19 protein-coding genes are annotated in these 17,894 nt (G+C 68.9%); 14 read left to right on the top strand and 5 right to left on the bottom strand.

Annotated features, from left to right (window positions below):
- The first annotated feature begins 122 nt into the window (after positions 1-122).
- The 5 genes from NJQ98_RS04190 to NJQ98_RS04170 all read left to right on the top strand — a co-directional run bounded on the left by NJQ98_RS04190 (position 123) and on the right by NJQ98_RS04170 (position 7,073).
- Positions 123-1,526 carry an ATP-binding protein gene (locus NJQ98_RS04190; RefSeq protein ID WP_262176011.1) on the top strand — a complete coding sequence of 468 codons (1,404 nt, stop codon included), beginning with the start codon at positions 123-125 and terminating at the stop codon, positions 1,524-1,526.
- Positions 1,527-1,680: 154 nt separating this feature from the next.
- Positions 1,681-3,012: a hemolysin family protein gene (locus NJQ98_RS04185; protein WP_262176009.1), complete on the top strand. Its 1,332-nt coding sequence runs from the start codon at positions 1,681-1,683 to the stop codon at positions 3,010-3,012.
- A gap of 208 nt (positions 3,013-3,220) precedes the next feature.
- On the top strand, positions 3,221-5,659 hold the full coding sequence (locus NJQ98_RS04180) for an ATP-dependent DNA helicase (protein ID WP_262176006.1): 2,439 nt from the start codon (positions 3,221-3,223) through the stop codon (positions 5,657-5,659).
- A gap of 94 nt (positions 5,660-5,753) precedes the next feature.
- On the top strand, positions 5,754-5,915 hold the full coding sequence (locus NJQ98_RS04175) for a DUF7563 family protein (RefSeq protein ID WP_262176004.1): 162 nt from the start codon (positions 5,754-5,756) through the stop codon (positions 5,913-5,915).
- A gap of 96 nt (positions 5,916-6,011) precedes the next feature.
- Positions 6,012-7,073, top strand: a complete 1,062-nt coding sequence (locus NJQ98_RS04170) for an ArsA family ATPase (RefSeq protein ID WP_262176002.1) — start codon at positions 6,012-6,014, stop codon at positions 7,071-7,073.
- A gap of 4 nt (positions 7,074-7,077) precedes the next feature.
- On the opposite strand, the gene NJQ98_RS04165 is transcribed toward NJQ98_RS04170, so the two are convergent.
- From NJQ98_RS04165 to NJQ98_RS04155, 3 genes are read right to left on the bottom strand one after another with little or no spacing between them, the layout of a single operon-like run.
- Positions 7,078-7,902: an SDR family oxidoreductase gene (locus NJQ98_RS04165; protein ID WP_262175999.1), complete on the bottom strand. Its 825-nt coding sequence runs from the start codon at positions 7,900-7,902 to the stop codon at positions 7,078-7,080.
- A gap of 60 nt (positions 7,903-7,962) precedes the next feature.
- Positions 7,963-8,766 (bottom strand): endonuclease V, encoded by an 804-nt coding sequence (locus NJQ98_RS04160; protein ID WP_262175996.1) that lies wholly within the window; start codon positions 8,764-8,766, stop codon positions 7,963-7,965.
- Positions 8,766-9,710 (bottom strand): rhomboid family intramembrane serine protease, encoded by a 945-nt coding sequence (locus tag NJQ98_RS04155; RefSeq protein WP_262175993.1) that lies wholly within the window; start codon positions 9,708-9,710, stop codon positions 8,766-8,768. The genes NJQ98_RS04160 and NJQ98_RS04155 overlap by 1 nt, the downstream gene beginning before the upstream one ends.
- 130 nt (positions 9,711-9,840) lie before the next feature.
- Between NJQ98_RS04155 and NJQ98_RS04150 the strand changes: the two genes are divergently transcribed.
- From NJQ98_RS04150 to NJQ98_RS04125, 6 genes are all read left to right on the top strand, one after another.
- A complete protein-coding gene (locus NJQ98_RS04150; protein WP_262175991.1) occupies positions 9,841-10,293 on the top strand; it encodes a DUF5788 family protein in 453 nt (150 codons plus the stop codon).
- A gap of 1 nt (position 10,294) precedes the next feature.
- The gene (gene polX, locus NJQ98_RS04145; protein WP_262175989.1) at positions 10,295-12,037 is read left to right on the top strand and encodes a DNA polymerase/3'-5' exonuclease PolX; all 1,743 of its coding nucleotides are present in this window, start codon (positions 10,295-10,297) and stop codon (positions 12,035-12,037) included.
- Positions 12,030-12,491 (top strand): Mut7-C RNAse domain-containing protein, encoded by a 462-nt coding sequence (locus NJQ98_RS04140; protein ID WP_262175988.1) that lies wholly within the window; start codon positions 12,030-12,032, stop codon positions 12,489-12,491. Before polX ends, NJQ98_RS04140 begins: the two co-directional genes overlap by 8 nt.
- Before the next feature lie 52 nt (positions 12,492-12,543).
- Entirely contained in the window at positions 12,544-12,789 is a 246-nt protein-coding gene (locus tag NJQ98_RS04135; protein WP_262175986.1) for a DUF8593 domain-containing protein, read from the top strand.
- A 97-nt stretch (positions 12,790-12,886) separates the two neighbouring features.
- On the top strand, positions 12,887-13,372 hold the full coding sequence (locus NJQ98_RS04130) for an acyltransferase (RefSeq protein WP_262175984.1): 486 nt from the start codon (positions 12,887-12,889) through the stop codon (positions 13,370-13,372).
- A gap of 179 nt (positions 13,373-13,551) precedes the next feature.
- On the top strand, positions 13,552-14,031 hold the full coding sequence (locus NJQ98_RS04125; RefSeq protein ID WP_262175981.1) for a DUF5797 family protein: 480 nt from the start codon (positions 13,552-13,554) through the stop codon (positions 14,029-14,031).
- On the opposite strand, the gene NJQ98_RS04120 is transcribed toward NJQ98_RS04125, so the two are convergent.
- On the bottom strand, positions 14,032-15,060 hold the full coding sequence (locus NJQ98_RS04120) for a DUF5787 family protein (RefSeq protein ID WP_262175978.1): 1,029 nt from the start codon (positions 15,058-15,060) through the stop codon (positions 14,032-14,034).
- Between the two features lie 143 nt (positions 15,061-15,203).
- Here NJQ98_RS04120 and NJQ98_RS04115 point away from each other — a divergent pair, with 143 nt between their 5' ends.
- A complete protein-coding gene (locus NJQ98_RS04115) occupies positions 15,204-15,623 on the top strand; it encodes a DUF5684 domain-containing protein (RefSeq protein ID WP_262175975.1) in 420 nt (139 codons plus the stop codon).
- A gap of 112 nt (positions 15,624-15,735) precedes the next feature.
- Here NJQ98_RS04115 and NJQ98_RS04110 read toward each other — a convergent pair whose 3' ends face one another.
- The gene (locus tag NJQ98_RS04110; protein ID WP_262175972.1) at positions 15,736-16,176 is read right to left on the bottom strand and encodes a bis(5'-nucleosyl)-tetraphosphatase; all 441 of its coding nucleotides are present in this window, start codon (positions 16,174-16,176) and stop codon (positions 15,736-15,738) included.
- A 97-nt stretch (positions 16,177-16,273) separates the two neighbouring features.
- Between NJQ98_RS04110 and NJQ98_RS04105 the strand changes: the two genes are divergently transcribed.
- Both NJQ98_RS04105 and NJQ98_RS04100 read left to right on the top strand, forming a co-directional pair.
- Positions 16,274-16,603 carry an uS10/mL48 family ribosomal protein gene (locus tag NJQ98_RS04105; RefSeq protein WP_262175968.1) on the top strand — a complete coding sequence of 110 codons (330 nt, stop codon included), beginning with the start codon at positions 16,274-16,276 and terminating at the stop codon, positions 16,601-16,603.
- Positions 16,604-16,630: 27 nt separating this feature from the next.
- Positions 16,631-17,890 carry an amidohydrolase gene (locus NJQ98_RS04100; RefSeq protein ID WP_262175966.1) on the top strand — a complete coding sequence of 420 codons (1,260 nt, stop codon included), beginning with the start codon at positions 16,631-16,633 and terminating at the stop codon, positions 17,888-17,890.
- Positions 17,891-17,894 lie beyond the last annotated feature (4 nt).

Here is a 17,894-nt window from a genome sequence, read left to right as displayed (position 1 = left end):
GTTCGAAACAGCCGGAATATGTTTACGGGGACCGGTCGTTGGGGCAGTCGAGCGTCCGAGACTGACGAGTGTGCCGGCCGGGCCCACGCGCGGCGTCACGGACCACGGGATAGATAGCACGTATGTTCTTTCTGGATGAGGACTTTCGGTTCACTCGAATCGCCGGCTCGCTGGCCGACTGGCTGGACCGCGACCCGGAGACGCTGGTCGGGGAGCCGGTGACGACCATCGTCGCCCCGTCGGACGTCGGCGCCCTGCGGACCGCGCTCGCACGGGTCGCCGAGAGCCAGACGAGCCAGACGATAGCCAGTCACTTCGTCGTGTCCGGGGACCGGCTCCCGGTGGACATCGAGCTCTCGCCCGTGGCGTCGGAGGCGTCGCTCGGGACGATAGTCGGGACGGTCTTCCGGGAGACGGTAGCGGGCGACCGGCCGCCGTCACAGCTGGTCCAGTTGCGTAACTTCATCGAGCTGTTGGACGACGCCGCGGTCGTCTACGAGCTTTCCGACGGCGACCCGGTCGTCCGGAGCGTCAACGCGGCCTTCGAGGAGACGTTCGGGTTTCAGGCCCGCTACGTCGTCGGGCAATCGCTGAACGACTACATCGTCCCGGCGGCGCACACGGAGGAGGCGACACGGTTCGACGAACGGGTCGACGAGGGGAACGTGACGACGGAACTCGTCAGGCGCAAGACGGCAAACGGCGTCCAGCAGTTCGCCTACCGCGGACTCCCGATAGAGCACGAGGACGGCCGCCGCTACGGGCTGGCGATATACGCCGATATGACGGAGAACCAGCAGGCCAGACAGCACCTCCAGGTCCTCCACCGCGTCCTGCGTCACAACGTCCGCAACGAGCTGACCGTCATCTTCGGGATGGCCGAGCGGATACTCGACGACGGCGCCTCCGAGGAGATACGGGAGGCCGCGGCCCGGATACTCGACAGCGCCGAGGGGCTCGCGAGCGTCAGCGAGAAGGCGCGGATGGCGGAAGACATACTCGGGGACCCGCCGTCGGATACGATAGTCGAGGTCGGAAGCGCGACGACTGACGTGGTCGCTGACGCGCGAGCGAGGTGGCCGGAGGCGTCGATAGAGACGGACATCGAAACGCCGCTGCCCGTCTCGACCGGGCTCGAAATCAGGGACGCGCTGGAGAACCTCGTGGAGAACGCGATAACGCACAACACGGGCGCACCGACGGTGCGGGTGACCGCCCGGGCCGAGACGCCGATTCACGCGAGCACCAGAGAGACCGGCCAGAACGTCACTATCACCGTCGAGGACGACGGGCCCGGGATTCCCGACCACGAGCAGGCCGTCATCTTCGAGGGGGCGAATATCACCCAGCTCAAACACGGGAGCGGCCTCGGCCTGTGGGTCGTCCGGTGGATAGTCGAGTCGGCCGACGGGGCGGTCTCCTACAGCCGCGAAGACGGGTGGACGACGATCACGCTCAGGCTGCCCCTGGCCACCGGCCTCGACGACGCCCAGGGGAGCGAACAGGCCAACACGGACTCGCTGTGAGTCCGGGGCCAGTATCGCGGCGGGCGTTCGCCGCCGAGGGGTCCCGAAGCGGCCAGCCTTCGGCCCGTCGCGACGGGCCGACCAGCCCGCCCGTCCGATTCGTGCGGGACGGCAGACCCGTGAATTTACCCCGCAGTTCCGCCTGTCACTACGTGTGTACTCGCCTACCCCGTCGTCGGTGCCCGTCGGACAGTTCGGCGCGCTCCCTGCGGTCTCCGAGGAAGCGATTACGGCCCTGGGGGTCGTCGCGGTGGTGGCCCTCATCCTGTTTTCGGCCTTCTTCGCCTCCGCCGAGATAGCCATCTTCTCGCTCGCGGACCACCGCATCGCCTCGCTCGTCGAGGCGGGAACGCCCGGCGCCGAGACGCTCTCGCTGCTGAAAGACGACCCCCGACGGCTGCTCGTGACGATACTCGTCGGGAACAACATCGCCAACATCGGCATGTCGGCCATCACGACGGGGCTGCTCGGCTTCTATTTCACTCCGGGCGAGTCGGTCCTCGTCGCCACCTTCGGGGTCACGTCGCTGGTGTTGCTGTTCGGCGAGACCGCGCCCAAGTCGTACGCGGTCGAGCACAGCGAGCCGTGGGCGCTGCGCATCGCCCGGCCGCTCCGCCTCGTCCAGCGGGGCCTGTATCCGCTCGTGGCGCTGTTCGACGCGCTCACCAGTCTGATAAACGGGCTCACCGGGAGCGAGGGGGACCTGGAGAACGCCTACGTCACGCGGGCGGAGGTCCGGGAGGTCATCGAGGCCGGCCAGCGCGCCGGCGTCTTCACCGAGGAGGAACACCGGATGCTCCAGCGGCTGCTCCGGTTCCGGAACCGCATCGTCAAGGAGACGATGGTCCCCCGGCTCGACGTGGTCGGCGTCGAGGCCGACGCGGACCTCGAAACGGCCATCGAGACGTGTCTCGACAGCGAGTTCAGCCAGCTACCCGTCTACGAGGACGTGCTCGACAGCGTCGTCGGCGTCGTCCACATCCGGGACCTGCTCGAAGCCCAGCACCGGGGCGACTCACTGCGCTCCGTGACGCGGGAGCCCTACGTCGTCCCGGAGACCAAGGAGGTCGACGACCTGCTGACGGAGCTACGCGAACAGCGCCGGCGGATGGCCGTCGTCGTCGACGAGTTCGGCACCACGTCGGGGGTCGTGACCATCGAGGACATCGTCGAGGAGATAATCGGCGAGGTGCTCACCGCGACGGAAGCCCCGCCGATTCGGTGGCTCGACGACGACTCGGCTATCGTCCGCGGCGAACTCAACGTCCACGAGGCAAACGAGGCGCTGGGCACCGAGTTCCCCGAAGCCGAGGAGTTCGAGACGGTCGCCGGCTTCCTGATGAGCCGGACCGGCCGCCTCGTCGACGAGGGCGAGACCGTCGCCCACGACGGCGCGACCCTCACCGTCGAGACCGCCGAGAACAACCGCGTGCTGGAGGTCCGCATCGACCTCTCCGAACCCGTAGAGCGACCGTCCGGAGAGTAACGGACAGAACAGCGGCTACCGGAGCGACACGCGACGTTCAGGACGCTGTGGGGAAAGACGACCGTCACGCTCTCGCCGCGTGCGACGGCGCTCACCATCGCCGTGAATCAGCGGTCGCCGTCGGTAGTCTAACCCTGGAAGGCGTCGGTCGGCTCGGCGCCGTCCCGAACCCGGCGGTTCAAATACGGTGACGCCCAACCCCGCCACAATGCGGGAACCGGCTCCAGAGAGCGAGGCGTGGCGCACCTACTTCGGGTTCGAGGCGCCATACGATAACCAGGCCGACGCCATCGAGCGGGTCATCGAGGCCGGGAAGTCGCGGGGCTTTCTCGCGATGGAAGGGCCCTGTGGCACCGGGAAGACGATGGCCGCCCTGACCGCCGGCGCCCATCTCGTCCGGGACACCGAGCTCTACGACCGCATCGTCGTCGTGACGCCGGTCAAGCAACAGCTCCAGCAGTTCGTCGACGACCTGCGGACGCTCAACGCCGGCGTCGAGGAGCCCCTCGACGGTATCTCGCTCGTGGGCAAGCGGGACCTCTGTCCGTACGGCCGGGAGGGGAAGTTCCCCGACGACGCGAGCACCCACGAGCGGTGTGAGGACCTGCGCGAGGCGACCGCCCGGCTCGTCGAGGACGACGGGCGCGGGGACGGAGCGGCCGTCGCGGACACCGCCATCGAGAACGAGGTCGACGACGACGAGCAGTGGTGGGACCCGCGGCTTGGACAGGACCTCGCCGCGGCCGCCCGCCCCGACGCCGTCTCGCAGACGACGCTGGGGGAGGACACCCTCGCCACCGCGGGCGCGGCCTCGCCCTATCGCCCGAGCCAGCCCACCGCGCCGGAGTCGATGGCCGAGGGCGACGACCCGCCGCTTTACTGCCCGTTCGAGGCCGACTGGTACGCCCGGAACAAGGGCTCGCCCGTGGACTTCTCGGCGGGGCCGAACAACGTCGTCACCATCGACGACTACCTGCCGGCGGCCGTCGAGCGGGGCACCTGCCCCCATCGGGTGATGAGCGTCATGCTGGAGGAGGCCGACGTGGTGGTCGGCAACTACAACCACCTCTTCGACCCGAACTCCCGGCCGCTGCTCGACTCGGTTCTCGACGAGCGGACGTTCGTCGTCGTCGACGAGGCCCACCGTCTGGAGGAGCGGGTCCGGGACCTGCTGTCGGACCGGCTGGGCAAACAGACCATCACGCAGGCGCGAAACGACTGCGACCTGCTGGTCCAGCGCGCCCAGCAGACCGCCGACCACAAGGCGCAGGTCCGGGAGGTGCTGTCGGCCCGGGAGGTCCCCCTCGAAGCGGTCGACCGCGCCCGCAAGTTCTACGCCGACCTCGAACGCTGGGTCGACGACCGGGTCGAGGCCTTTCTCGACGGCGAACACGAGGGGTGGCGCGCGGACCCCGCGATGTTGCCAGAACACGACCGGGAGATACCCCTACGGGACCCCGACACCGTCGAACAAGACGAACTCACCGAGTGGGCCGAGGAGAAGGGGTACGACGGGGGGCTGTGGCGCTCGCTCGCGAAAGTCGGCGCCGCCGTCGAGGACGCCATCGACCAGCTCGGGCTGAACCGCCAGCCGGTCTGTGCCGCCGTCGGCGCCGTCGCGGGCCAGTGGTGGGAGCGGGACCACTCGACGTTCCTGCGGGAAATCGAGCTGGAACACTCGCCGGACGAGCGCCGCGCGACCGACGCCGACTACGAGGCCGTCTACACGCCCGGGCTGCTGTGTTACAACTGCATGCCGGCGATGGCGCTCCGGGATGCCTTCGACGAGCTCGGCGGCGGGGTCGTGATGAGCGCGACGCTTGAGCCGCTGGACGTGTTCACCGAGGTCGCCGGGCTTGACGGGCTGGCCGAGCAGTCGCTCGGCGACGCGGACGACGCGCCGACCCGGCCCGTCCGGTCGGTGACCTACGACCTCCCGTTCCCGCCGGAGAACCGCGCCTCATATCTCGTCGACGCGCGGCCCTTTACCGCCAGGAACCGAGGGAACCCCGGGGAGATGAAGCCGCTCGGCGAGAACTGGAACCCGACCCGCGACGAGTACGCCCAGGCGTTGCGGGCGCTCGCCCGCTCGCCGGGCAACGTCATGATAGCCATGCCGAACTACCGCGAAGCGAGGTGGGCGGGGGCCTACCTCCAGGAGGCCGTCGAGAAGGACGTGCTGGTCGACGAGTCTTCCAGCAACGAGGAGACCGACCGGACCAAACAGTCGTTCTTCGCCGGCGAGGGGAAGGTGCTGGTCACGTCGACGCGGGGCACGCTCACGGAGGGCGTCGACTACGACGGCGCGAAGCTGTCGACCTGTGCCGTCGTCGGCGTCCCGCTCGTCAACATCGGCTCACCGCGAATCAGGGCGGTACAGCGGGCCTACGGCGATACGTTCGGCGACGAGAACGCCTTCGAGTACGCCCTGACCGTCCCCGCCGTGCGGCGGGCGCGCCAGGCCATCGGCCGGGTCATCCGCGGGGCAGACGAGGTTGGCGTGCGGGCGTTCGTCGGCCGGCGCTACACCCCCGACGGGCGCCACTCCGTCTACGGCTTTCTCCCCGAAAACGAGCGCGAAGAGTTCACCCGGATGACCCCCGACTTTCTGTCGAGTCAGCTCGACGCGTTCTGGCGAAAACACTGATACCGGGCGGTTGGTCGCCTGAACGGGGTTTGTAACCCTTCCCCCTTTGACGTAAACAAAAAGCATATACATCATTATTAGAGTGTTACAAGGGATGCCCGAGTGCCAGAACTGCGGCGAATTCGTAACTGAGCAGTATGTGCGGGTGTTCACACCGGAAGCCTCCGAAGCACACGGACCGAGAGTCTGTCCGAACTGCGAAGACAAGCTCCGTGACGGCGCCGAGGTCCGCGAGGCCCGCTCCTCGCGGCAGTAGGCCCACCCGAACGGTCCCCCGCGAGTCGCGACAGCGACGGGTCACTGTCGCGCCCTTTTCCGGGAACTACTCAAGGCCGGAAGCGTAGCCTGAGGTATGAGCAACGTAGACGTCGAACCAGTCGACGACATCGACGCACCGACCGGCGTCGACGCGCCCGAGTACGTGCTGTACGGGGGGAAAGGCGGCGTGGGGAAGACCACCTGTGCCGCCGCGACCGCGCTGGCGTCGGCCCGCGACGACACCGCGACGCTTGTGGTCTCGACCGACCCCGCTCACTCGCTGTCGGACACGCTGGAGACGGATATCCCCGCTGAACCGACGCGCATCCGCGAGGACGTCCCGCTGTTTGCGGCGGAAATCGACCCCGAAGCCGCGATGGGCGAGGGGCCGCTGGGCATGGAGGACGACGCGCTGGGCGGTCTCGGCGGGATGCTCGGTGGCGGCGGGCCGATGGGCGGGGAGAGCGAGGACCCCATCGGCGGCGAGGACGGCATCCTCGGCGGGTCGATGCCGGGCGCCGACGAGGCCGCGGCGATGCGCCTGTTGCTCGACTACACCGACGACGACCGCTTCGACCGCGTGGTCATCGACACCGCGCCGACCGGCCACACCCTCCGGCTGCTGGAGCTCCCGGAGACGATGGACTCGATGGTCGGGACGATACTGAAGCTCCGCGAGCGGTTCTCGGGGATGATGGACTCGGTCAAGGGGATGTTCGGCGGTGACGAGGACGTGGACGCCGAGGCCGGTATCCAGGACTTAGAGGAGCTGTCGGCCCGTATCGAGCGCCTGCGGGCCATCCTGCGGGACCCCTCCCGCACCGACTTCCGCATCGTGATGGTGCCCGAGACGCTGTCGGTGATGGAGTCCGAGCGCCTGCTCGCCCAGCTCACCGACTTCGAGATTCCCGTCAGCACAATCGTGGTCAACCGCGTGATGCAGGACCCCAGCGAGGTGCTGGGTCGCGAGGTCGATATCCCCGGCCCGAACACCGACGGCTGTGAGTTCTGCGCCCGGCGGTGGGAGGTCCAGCAGGACGCCATCGCCAGCGCCCAGGACCTCTTCCGGGGCCACGAGGTCAAGCGCGTGCCGCTCTTTGCCGACGAGGTCCACGGCGAGACGCTGCTGTCGGTGGTCGCGGCCTGTCTGGACTGAAGCGTCAGTTCGTCAGCTTCCGGAGGACGCCGAAGGCGGCGTCCCGCCACCGGGCCGGCAGGTGCCGCGCCATGAGGATGAGCTTCGCGGCCTCGCCGACGGGGTAGCGCGGGTCGGGGTCGCTCGCGTTCGCGGCGTCCCGAACCGTCAGCGCGACCGTGCCGGGCGTGACCGAGAGGGCGTCCTGGACGCCGGCCAGACGGGAGTCCTCGCGGGCGATATCGAGCCAGTCGTAGGCCCCTGTCGGCTCCAGGTCGTCGTGCTCGTCCTGTGCGCGGTCGTAGAAGTTGGTCTCGACGGGGCCTGGCTGGACGAGCACCACGTCGATGTCGTACTCGCCGGCCTCCACGCGGAGCGCGTCGCTCAACCCCTCCAGGGCGAACTTCGAGGCCGCGTAGCTGCCCTGTCCGGGCAGGGCGAGCCGGCCCGCGACGCTGGAGACGTTGACGACAGTTCCCGATTCCCGGGCGCGCATGTGGGGCAGGACTTCCCGGACGAGCCGGTGGGGGCCGTAGAGGTTCACGTCCAACTGCCGTTCGAGGTCCTCGGTCGGGACGTCCTCGACGGCGCCGAACTGGGCGTAGCCGGCGTTGTTCACCAGGCAGTCGATGCGCCCGGCCGACTCGACCACGTCCTCGACGACGCGCTCGCACTCGCGGGCGTTCGTCACGTCGAGTTCGGCCGTCTCGCAGCCGGCCTCGGCGAGGTCCGCGACGTCGTCCTCGTCGCGGGCCGTCGCCCAGACCTGCCAGTCATCGTCCAGAAACACCTCGGCTGTCGCGCGGCCGATGCCCGAGGAGGCACCGGTTATCAGCACCGTCTTGGCCATACGAAGGGCGTCACGCCCCGGACAATTAAGATTGCCCCGTTCGGGGGCGCACCGAGCGGCTCAGAGTTCGCGCTTCACCGAGTCCGCGTACGAATCCGCGAGCCGCGTCGGCTCCGGCAGTTTGTACCCAGCCGCCGTCGCCAGCACGAGGTCGGCGGCCGTCTCGGCGCTCACCCGGTGGCCGGGGCTGACGACCAGCGGGTTGATGTACTGGCTGTCGGAGTCGTACTGCCGGCTCTGGACGGCGTAGCCGATGACCGTCCCGGCCGCGGCCGTTTCGACCTCGGCGTCGGCCTCGATGGCGACGCGGGCGCCCTCGGGGAGTTTTCGGTCCAGCGACTCCCGGGGCCGGCCACAGAGCAGGTTCTTCGCCACCCCGATTGTCGGTACGTCGAGCGTGACGCCGACGTGAGTCGCCAGCCCGGCCTCGCGGTAGTGGATGCGACCGCTGCCGTCGACGAAGACGACGTCGGGTTCGCAGTCGAGTTCGGCGAAGGCCGAGAGGACGGCGCCGCCCTCGCGGAAGGAGAGCAGGCCGGGGACGTACGGGATTTCGGCCTCCTCGACGGCCCAGACCCGCTCGACGACCTCGCGGCCGCGGAGGACGACGATAGCGGAGACGGCCCGGTCGCCGACGAAGGCCTGGTCGACGCCGGCGACGAGGGGCGCGGCGTCCGCCCCGGCCTCGACGGCTGTCTCGCCGAGCGTCGCCTGTCCGGCCGGGCCGTCGAGCGATATCGTCGCGGGGTCGAACGCGAACTCGTCGGTGAAAACGGCCGCGTCGGCGATGTCACGCTGTAGGGCCTCCATCTCGGCGGTCGACAGCGTGGGGTCCGGGACGAACGCCGGGCGGACGACCTCCATCAGAACGGGCCGCGACCGCCCGGACCGCCCGGTCCGCCGGGACCGCCGCGGCGGCCGCCGAACTGTATCTGTCCGGGGATGCGCGCCCTGTCCTTGACCCGGCGGCCGTACCAGAGCCCGACGACGAGGCCGACGAGGTGGGCCGTGTGGGCGATGTTCCCGCCCAGCAGCCCCGCGCCCTGGGGCGACAGCGTGCCGGCGATGCTGATGATGGCGTAGAAGCCGGTGATGGCCCAGATCGGCACCGGAATCAGGAAGTACAGATAGACGGTGAGGTCGGGGTTCAGGACGGTGACGAAACCGAGGATGGCCAGGGCCGCGCCGCTTGCACCCAGCACGCCGTAGGCCTGCCCGCCCTGGACGAGCTGGAGGCCGACCTGGCCGAGCCCGGCGAGCATCCCCGAGCCGAGGAAGAAGAGCGTGAACTTCTTCGACCCCATCTGCTGTTCGGCCAGCCGGCCGAAGAAGTAGATGACGATGGCGTTCCCGAGGATGTGGAACAGTCCGCCGTGTGAGAAGATAGACGTGACCCACGTCCAGACGAAGAAGAGGTTGTCCGGGTGGAGGACAAAGAGGGACCGGTAGGCGGCGGGCGGGAGCGAGCCGGTGGCGACGAGCGCGATGGTGATGCGCTGTGCGACGAAGACGATGGCCATGACGGCGAGGAACACGTAAGTCATGTTCCCGCGGAAGTAGCCGAAGAACCCGCCGGGACCGGTGTTGACGCCGAACCGGTCACCGAAGCCGGTCGACCCGCCCGACGACCCGCCGTCTACGGAGTCGTCGAAGCCGCTGTCGAACACCCCCTGGGGGTCGTTCCAGTTGTCCAGCCCCGGGCAGTCGTGGGCCTCGGGCAGCCGGTGCTCGGCGCAGTAGGTCCCTCCGCAGTGCCCGCACTGGTAGGGCATGTTCTCTTGCTTCCCACAGACGTCACACTCCGACATTGGCGGAGTTTGGGGTGGGCGGTGCAAAGGGGTTGTGTTTGTACGGCCTAGCGGCCCGAGCCGGCGGGACTGACAGGGCTTGGCACCCGCAGCCGACAGTATAAGGCCCCCCGGGCCAAAGAACGTGGTAGTGCAAGAGTTCGAGCGCAAGCAACTGCTGGAGCGCATCGAACGGGAGGGTGCGACCGTCGGTGCCGAGATTCCCGACGAAATCACCGTCCAGGACGAGCGCATCGATTTGCAGTCGTTCGTCTTCGAGATCAAGCGCAGGGAGACGGTGCCGCGAGGGGAGCGCGAGCGGGTCACCCGTGCCAAGAAGAACCTCCGTCGGGAGCGGCTCCAGCGCAAGCAACGGCTGGAGGACGGCGACGTGAGCTACGCCGAGGGCGAGGAGCTCGTCGATGCCATCATCGGTATCGACCGGGCGCTGAACGCCCTCGAAGAGCTGGGGCCGGCGAACCTGGAAGCCGAGGAGCGGGCACAGGAGGCCGCCGACAAGAAGCGCTGGATGTCCTTCCTTCGGAAGGCGCTGGGCCACGAGGACGCCGACTCCGGCACCGGGCGTGCAAGCAGGGGGCGCTAGCGTGTCCCGGAACGACGAAATCGCGGACCGGCTGGAGGTCTTTGCCGACCTGCTCGAGGCGAAAGGCGTGGAGTACAAGCCCCGCGCCTACCGCCGGGCCGCCGAGAACGTCCGCGACTACCCCGGCGACGTCGAGGGGCTGGCCGCCGAGGGCGAGGACGCGGTGGGCGAGATAGACGGCGTCGGCGACGCCATCTCATCGAAGGTCGTCGAGTACTTCGAGACCGGCGAGATAGCGGAGCTGGGCGAGCTACGCGAGGAGTTGCCCGTCGACATGGCCGCGCTGACCGCCGTCGAGGGGGTCGGACCGAAGACCGTGGGCTCGCTGTACGAGGCGCTCGGTATCACGACGCTCGACGAGCTCGAAGCGGCCGCCGAGGCCGGCGAGATTCAGGAGATAAAGGGCTTTGGCGCAAAGACCGAGCAGAACATCCTGGAGAACATCGACTTCGCCCGCGAGGCCAACGCTCGCACGCTGCTCGGGACGGCCCACCCCTACGGCGAGCAGGCCAAGCGCTACGTCGCCGACATCGACGCCGTCGAAACGTGTGCGCTGGGCGGCTCGCTGCGGCGCTGGCGGCCCACCATCGGCGACGTGGACGTGCTGGTCGGGAGCGAGGACGGCGAGGCCGTCGTCGACGCCTTCACCGACTGGCCGGAGGTGGAGGGCGTCATCGAGGCCGGCGAGACGAAGGCGAGCGTTCGGGCCGGCGGCCTCCGGGTCGACCTGCGCGTCGTGGTCCCCGAGGAGTTCGGCGCCGCCCTGCAGTATTTCACGGGGAGCAAGGACCACAACGTCGTCGTCCGCAACCGCGCCATCGAGCGGGACCTGAAGGTCAACGAGTACGGCGTGTTCGACGTCTCGGACGTGGCGGACAGCGAGGACCACCAGCGGGCCGGCGAGCGCGTCGCCGGCGAGACGGAGGAAGGTGTCTACGAGGCGCTGGATATGGAGTGGGTCCCGCCGGAACTGCGCGAGAACCGCGGCGAAGTCGAGGCGGCCGCCGACGGCGACCTGCCCGACCTGCTCGTCGAGGGCGACGTCCGGGGCGACCTCCACACCCACAGCGAGTGGTCCGACGGCGGCAACACCGTCGCCGAGATGGCGGCCGGCGCGGCCGACTTCGGCCACGACTACATCGCGATAACGGACCACGCCACCGGCCCGGGGATGGTCGGCGGCGTCGGCGTCGACGACGCGGACCTGCGCGAGCAGATTGCCGAGGTGGAAGCGGTCGCCGGGGAGGCCGACATCGACGTGTTCAGCGGCGTCGAGGCCAACATCGCCGCGGACGGGGAGGTTTCGGTGGCCGACGACGTGCTGGCCGACCTCGACGTCGTCGTCGCCTCTCCCCACGCGGCGCTGGACGGCGACGGCACCGACCGTCTCGTCGCCGCGGCCGAACACCCCGAGGTCGACATTATCGGCCACCCGACGGGACGTTACCTGAACCGCCGCCCCGGGCTCGACGTCGACGTCGAGCGGCTGGCGACGGCGGCCGCCGAGGCCGGCACGGCGCTTGAAATCAACGCCAGCCCCGCCAGGCTAGACCTGGACGGCTACGCGGTCAAGGCGGCCATCGAGGCCGGCGCGACCGTCGCCATCAACACCGACGCGCACAGTCCGGGGAGCTTCCCGCAGGTCACGTACGGGGTCCACACCGCCCGGCGCGGGTGGGCCGAGGCCGGCGACGTGCTCAACGCCCGCTCGGCGGCGGAGCTCCGGGAGTTCCTCGATGACTGAGCGCGAGCGCGACCCCCTCGTCCTGGACTCGATGCTGGGGAAGCTCGCGACGTATCTGCGGATGTGTGGCTACGACACCGCGTACGCGCTGGACCGCGACGCTGAGGCCGACGAGGACCTACTCGCGCTGGTCGAAACGGAGGACCGGCGGCTGGTGACCCGCGACGAGGGGCTGGCCCGGCAGGTGCCCGACGCCGTCCTGCTCACGAAGCGGGACGTGACCGACCAGCTCCGGGAGCTCGCGGCGGCCGGGTTCGACCTGGAGCTGTCGTCCGAACCCGTCCACTGTGGCACCTGTAACGCCCCCGTCGAACTCGTCGACCGCACCGAGCCGACGCCCGAATACGCGCCCGACCCGAGCGAGACCGACATCTGGCGCTGCCGTGACTGCGGACAGCACTTCTGGCGGGGGAGCCACTGGAACGACGTGGCCGAGACGCTCGCGGAGCTGTAGCTCGGTAGATATGTCGTGGGTATTTATTTCACCGCCGAGAGAGGCGACTTGTATGGCAGTCCTATCCACCGAAGACGAGGGGAAGTACCTCATGGACATCGAGGCCGAACAGATCGGTATCGTCACCGAAGTCGACACCGACGCGCAGGTCGCCTACGTCGAACCCGACCCGGGAATCGGCGAAGCCGTCATCCAGGGGTTCGGCTTCGGTGACGCCGACGAGGACGACATCGAGGTCCCAGCCGAGTCCGTCGAGACGATAACCGACACCGAGCTTCGGGTCGCGAAGGACCTCTAGGGCGGCGGTTGCGTCGGAGCCGAATCACGCCCTGATTGTCGCCCCGCCGCCCCGCGGGGGCGAACCCCTTTTGCTAGTGGCTGTGTAACTGTGAACGATGGACGAACAGTCCCCTGGCAGTGAGGCGGTCGAAACGGTAGCCCTGCCGCCGTACGAGTGGTACCGCCTGGTGAATCCGGTCCGGTTCGCGGTGACGTTTCTGCTGTTCGAAGCGCTCAAGTATCTACCGCCGCGGGTCAAGGCGCCGCTGTACCGCGTTTTCGGGGCGGACATCGGCGACCGGACGACGGTGGCGCCACACGTGGTCGTGGACCCGTTCTTCCCCGGCAAGGTCAGCATCGGCGAGGACTGTATCATCGGCTGGGGGACGAAGCTACTCACCCACGAGGCGGACGTGGACGAGTGGCGCGTCGGCCCGGTGCGCATCGGCGACGACGTGACCGTGGGCCACAGCTGCTCGCTGCGTCCCGGCGTGACCATCGGGGACGGGGCGACGGTCGCGGCCCACTCGTTTGTCAACCGCGATGTCGAACCCGGTGAGACGGTCGGCGGGGTCCCGGTCGAGACGCTATCGGATGGCTGAACGGGGGTCTCCGGAACACCGACGCCTGGACCGCCGTCTCTATCGCGGTGACAGCCAACGGTTGTCGGCGCTCCAACCCCGCGAGCCCAGGCAGTGAGTTCAATCGATCGCCTCCAAGGGCGGGACGTCCCCGGCCGACTCCAGAACGCTTGTTACACCCGTACTGCTAGGAGCGACCGATGACCCTCTCGGAGGAGGCCCACGAGCGGCTCGCCGATATCGTCGCCAACCAGCCGACAAAGAACGGCGAGTTACAGGAGCTATGGGGTATGGACAGCGGGAGCGAGGTCCACCAGTACCTCGAATCGGAGCTCAAGGAGTACTACTACCGCAACGAGAACAGCCTCATCTGTGCCACCCCGGAGGCGACGGCGCTCATAGACGGCGAGGACTCCGACCGGGTCCAGACGATGACCGTCTCCCCGCTCCAGGGGACCATCGTCGAGGTGCTCGCCGGGCCCGACGAGGAGCCCCAGAGCGTCGTCGCGACCCTGCAGGCGGTGCGGGCGGCCGGCGAGGACCCCGAGGTCGACGACGTGCGGTCGGCGCTGCGGAGCCTCGCCGACATGGGCATCGTCGAGACGGTCCAGAAGACGGTGCCGACCTTCCGGCTGGCCGTCGCGCGCGGCGACGTGGACGTCGAGGTCCGCGACGAGTAGTCACTCCGTTCCGGGCCGGCGCTCGCGTCGCCGCCGAGCCAGCAGTCGCTTCGTCGCCGCGCCGGGACCGCCCTCTATCGGCCACCCCTTCGAGCGCCAGGCCGGCGGTTCGGGCTCGAACGACCCGCAGCCGCCCCGGCACTCCCCCTGGGTGGGCGTCCGTTCTTTCGCCCCACAGTAGGGGACGACGCCGGTCACGTCGGCCCGGAGCTCGAAGTGTCGACAGTCCGGGCGCATCGTGTCGGCGTAGCTTCGCCACCCCCGCTCGTAGGCCCGCTCCGCGATGGCCCGGCGCTTCTCGGCCTTCCACGCGGGGTCGACGTACTCGAAACGGGCGGCGCTGTAGTCGTCGGCCGGCCGCTCGGTGATGCGGGTGCCGTACCCGTCGGCGTCCAGCGAGCGGGGCTCCCAGGCGCTCTCGGCGGTGCCGGCGTCCGTGTCGACGGTCAGCACGCCGGCCTCGGGCGGGAAGTCAGCGAGCAGTATCGGCTCGACGCGCTCGCCGGTGGCCTCGGTCGCGACCCACACCTCGTCGGCCAGCCCCAGCGCCACGTCCCGCTGTAGCTGGCCCGCCAGGTCGCGGGCCGCGCTGGCGGTGAGGTCGGGTTTGTTCTCGATGGCGACGACGCGTCGAACCCAGTCGGGATACGCGCGCTTGCGCCGAATCTCGATGCGGTTGCCCCGTTTCCGGGTGTCGACGGCGTCCCGGTCGGCCAGTTCGTGAATCGACTCCCGGACGTAACGCCACGGGTAGCCGGGGTCGGGGAGCGCGTCCCGGTAGTAGGTCCAGTCGGCCGGCGCGTGTCGGAGGACGTGGAGCTGGTCCGAGTCGAACGCGCCGGGCCCGAACGCGCCCCGCTGGGCGAGCGCGTCCGGGTCACACTCCAGGACCAGGGTGTCCCAGCGGCGGTAGCGGGTGCCGAGCTGGCGGGCGACCAGAACCGCCGCGTCGTCGCGTGCGGGTACCCACTCGCGTTCGGCCCACTGGCAGACGCGCAGTTCGAACGCGAACTCGGAGTCGGACGACACGAGCGATGGTTCGCGGTTTGCGCTTGTGAATCTATCCGTCACGGTCGGCGGGACGGGTCCGCCGCTGTCACATCGCACGTGACCCACCGTTCGAATTGCTGTTTGACAGAAAGAATTTTATATAAAGTCGGTACAGTCGGAATATGGTCACAGGACTGTTATCATTGCTCAGTGCGAGCGCGATTCCACTCCAGAACGACATGGCCGGAGCCATCTTCGGGCTCATCTTCTTCGGGCTGTACGCGCTAGTTATCGTCGCCATCATCGGCGGGATGTGGAAGACGTTCGCGAAAGCGGGAGAGCCGGGCTGGGGCGCACTCATCCCGATATACAACACCTACCTACTGCTCAAAATCGCCGGCCGTCCGGGTTGGTGGCTCGTGCTGTATCTGATTCCGGTTATCAACTTCATCATCGTCATTCTCGTCAGCATCGACATCGCCGACAACTTCGGCAAGGGCGTCGGCTACGGCATCGGCATCGCCTTCCTCCCGTTCCTGTTCTACCCGCTGCTTGGCTTCGGCGACGCCACCTACAAGGGCAGTAGTACCGGCGGGTTCTGACGCGGCACGCTGTCGGCAGTTTCGGTTGGTGGCCGGGGAGCGGACACCGGCCGTCGACGCCTCAAACGGACGTAGTTACCGCTGGAACCGGTAGTCCCGGAACCCCACTGGCTCACTCCTCAGTCTCGTCCTCGTCCTCTCGCTCGTCGAGGAACTCGTGGGCCTGTTCCAGTATCTCGCGGGGGCCGTCCTGCGTGACGGTGTTGATGGCCTGCTCGTAGTCGCGCCACTGCAGGTCTCGGTGCTCGGTCGACAGCTCTGCCGACGCTTCGAACGATTTCGCGACGAACAGGTGCACCGTCTTGTGGATGGTGTTGCCGTTCGCCTCGAACACGTAGTCGTAGTCCTCGCGGAACCCGTCTAAAAGCCGGAAATCACCGATTCCGGCCTCCTCTTTCACTTCGCGTATGGCGGTCTGCTGGAGCTCTTCCTCGCCCTCGACGCCGCCCTTGGGAAACTCCCAGTCCCCGGGTCGGCTCTTGAGCAGGAGGTACTCCCGCCGGCCACGCGTATCGCGAAAGAGGATGGCTCCCGCGCTCGTGGCCTCTATCATTACCTGATTTTACATCACGGGTACTTAAGAGAATATCGGAGACGGGCGCAGGTGCGAAAGGCTGGGCTTTTGGTGGTCGCCGGTCTTCTCCCCGTCAATGCCGTACGTCACGACTCTGACCCTCACGAGTGGGGACCGCCACCGCCTCGACGACGTCGTGGCGGACATCAAGGCCCGCGCCGAGCGCAAGGGCGTGGAGCTGAAAGGGCCGCGTCCGAAACAGCCCCGCAAGCTCCGCGTCCCCCGGTCGAAGACGCTGGGCCCAGACGGCGGCCGCTTCGACCCGTGGAGCTACACGGTCTACGAGCGGACCATCGACATCGTCGGCTACGAGGGGTTCGCCCGCGAGGTGACCGCCGAGGCCTTCCCGGCGACGGTCCACGTCGAGGTCGACGTCGAGCAACAGACCCCACCCGGGAGCGGGTGATAAGGTCTCTCGTCCCCTCGACCCGGTATGGACCACGAGCAGTTGGCGGCCCTCCGACGGGACCTGCACCGCCACCCCGAACCGGCCTGGTGTGAGTACCGGACGACGAGTCGCATCGTCGAGGAAGTAGAGCGCATCGGCGTCGACGAGTTGCGTGTCGGCCCGGAGCTACTCGACGGCGACACCCGGATGGCGGTCCCCGACGGGGAGACGCTCGGGCAGTGGCGCGAGCGGGCTCGCGAGGCGGGCGCCCGCGAGGACGTACTCGACCAGTGTGCCGGCGGCTTCACCGGCGCGCTGGCGACCGTCGACGGCGGTGACGGCCCGACGGTCGCGCTGCGGGTGGACATCGACGCGCTGCCGATTACCGAAGCGGACGACCGGACACACGCGCCGGCCCGGGCGGGCTTTCGCTCCGGCACCGAGGGGTACATGCACGCCTGCGGCCACGACGCTCACGCCGCCATCGGCATCGGCGTCCTCGAAGCCGTCGTCGAGAGCGACTTCGCTGGCACGTTCAAGCTGCTGTTCCAGCCCGCTGAGGAGGTCATCGGCGGCGGCCGCGCGGTCGCGGAAAGCGGTGTGCTGGACGACGTCGACCACCTGCTCGCGCTCCACATCGGGCTGGACCACCCCACGGGCGAGGTGGTCGCCGGCGTGAACGGCTTCCTGGCGGTGCGGCAGTTCGAGGCGAATTTCCGGGGCGAGTCGGCCCACGCCGGCGGCCACCCGGCGGCCGGTCGGGACGCCGTTCAGGCGCTCGCGACGGCGGTCCAGAACCTCCACGCCATCCGCCGCCACGAGGACGGCGCGACACGGGTCAACGCCGGCGTGGTCTCGGGCGGGACCGCATCGAATATCGTGCCCGAATCGGCGACGCTCGAAGGCGAAGTCCGGGGTGAGACGACCGAGCTGATGGAGTACATGAGCGACCGGGCCGAGTCGGTGGTGACACACGCCGCCGGGATGCACGGCTGTGAGTCGGAGGTGGCGACGCTCGCGGAGGCCCCCAGCGCCGAGAGCGACGCCGCCCTGGCCGACGTGGTGTACGCGGTAGCCGAGGGCGTGGAGGGCGTCGACAGCGTGGTCCACAGCGCGCCGCTGGGGGGCAGCGAGGACGCGACGTATCTGATGGAGCGGGTCCAAGAGCGGGGCGGCCGGGCGAGCTTCGTCGGCGTCGGCACCGACCACCCCGGGGGCCACCACACGCCGACCTTCGACGTGGACGAGCGCTCGCTGGCCATCGGCGTGGACGTACTGGCGGGCGCTATCGAACAGTTAGGGTAGCGAG

Origin of the sequence: Haloarcula laminariae (assembly GCF_025457605.1) — an archaeon.
Taxonomy (GTDB): Archaea; Halobacteriota; Halobacteria; order Halobacteriales; family Haloarculaceae; genus Haloarcula; species Haloarcula laminariae.
Note: the sequence above shows the minus strand (reverse complement) of the source record. Positions and strands in the feature narration are given on the sequence as shown.

What these genes read in the sequence shown, in the direction of transcription:
- NJQ98_RS04190 (WP_262176011.1), top strand. Translation starts at nt 123, where the DNA reads ATGTTCTTTCTGGATGAGGACTTTCGGTTCACTCGAATCGCCGGCTCG.
- NJQ98_RS04180 (WP_262176006.1), top strand. Translation starts at nt 3,221, where the DNA reads ATGCGGGAACCGGCTCCAGAGAGCGAGGCGTGGCGCACCTACTTCGGG.
- NJQ98_RS04175 (WP_262176004.1), top strand. Translation starts at nt 5,754, where the DNA reads ATGCCCGAGTGCCAGAACTGCGGCGAATTCGTAACTGAGCAGTATGTG.
- NJQ98_RS04170 (WP_262176002.1), top strand. Translation starts at nt 6,012, where the DNA reads ATGAGCAACGTAGACGTCGAACCAGTCGACGACATCGACGCACCGACC.
- NJQ98_RS04165 (WP_262175999.1), bottom strand. Translation starts at nt 7,902, where the DNA reads ATGGCCAAGACGGTGCTGATAACCGGTGCCTCCTCGGGCATCGGCCGC.
- NJQ98_RS04160 (WP_262175996.1), bottom strand. Translation starts at nt 8,766, where the DNA reads ATGGAGGTCGTCCGCCCGGCGTTCGTCCCGGACCCCACGCTGTCGACC.
- NJQ98_RS04155 (WP_262175993.1), bottom strand. Translation starts at nt 9,710, where the DNA reads ATGTCGGAGTGTGACGTCTGTGGGAAGCAAGAGAACATGCCCTACCAG.
- NJQ98_RS04140 (WP_262175988.1), top strand. Translation starts at nt 12,030, where the DNA reads ATGACTGAGCGCGAGCGCGACCCCCTCGTCCTGGACTCGATGCTGGGG.
- NJQ98_RS04135 (WP_262175986.1), top strand. Translation starts at nt 12,544, where the DNA reads ATGGCAGTCCTATCCACCGAAGACGAGGGGAAGTACCTCATGGACATC.
- NJQ98_RS04130 (WP_262175984.1), top strand. Translation starts at nt 12,887, where the DNA reads ATGGACGAACAGTCCCCTGGCAGTGAGGCGGTCGAAACGGTAGCCCTG.
- NJQ98_RS04125 (WP_262175981.1), top strand. Translation starts at nt 13,552, where the DNA reads ATGACCCTCTCGGAGGAGGCCCACGAGCGGCTCGCCGATATCGTCGCC.
- NJQ98_RS04115 (WP_262175975.1), top strand. Translation starts at nt 15,204, where the DNA reads ATGGTCACAGGACTGTTATCATTGCTCAGTGCGAGCGCGATTCCACTC.
- NJQ98_RS04110 (WP_262175972.1), bottom strand. Translation starts at nt 16,176, where the DNA reads ATGATAGAGGCCACGAGCGCGGGAGCCATCCTCTTTCGCGATACGCGT.
- NJQ98_RS04105 (WP_262175968.1), top strand. Translation starts at nt 16,274, where the DNA reads ATGCCGTACGTCACGACTCTGACCCTCACGAGTGGGGACCGCCACCGC.
- NJQ98_RS04100 (WP_262175966.1), top strand. Translation starts at nt 16,631, where the DNA reads ATGGACCACGAGCAGTTGGCGGCCCTCCGACGGGACCTGCACCGCCAC.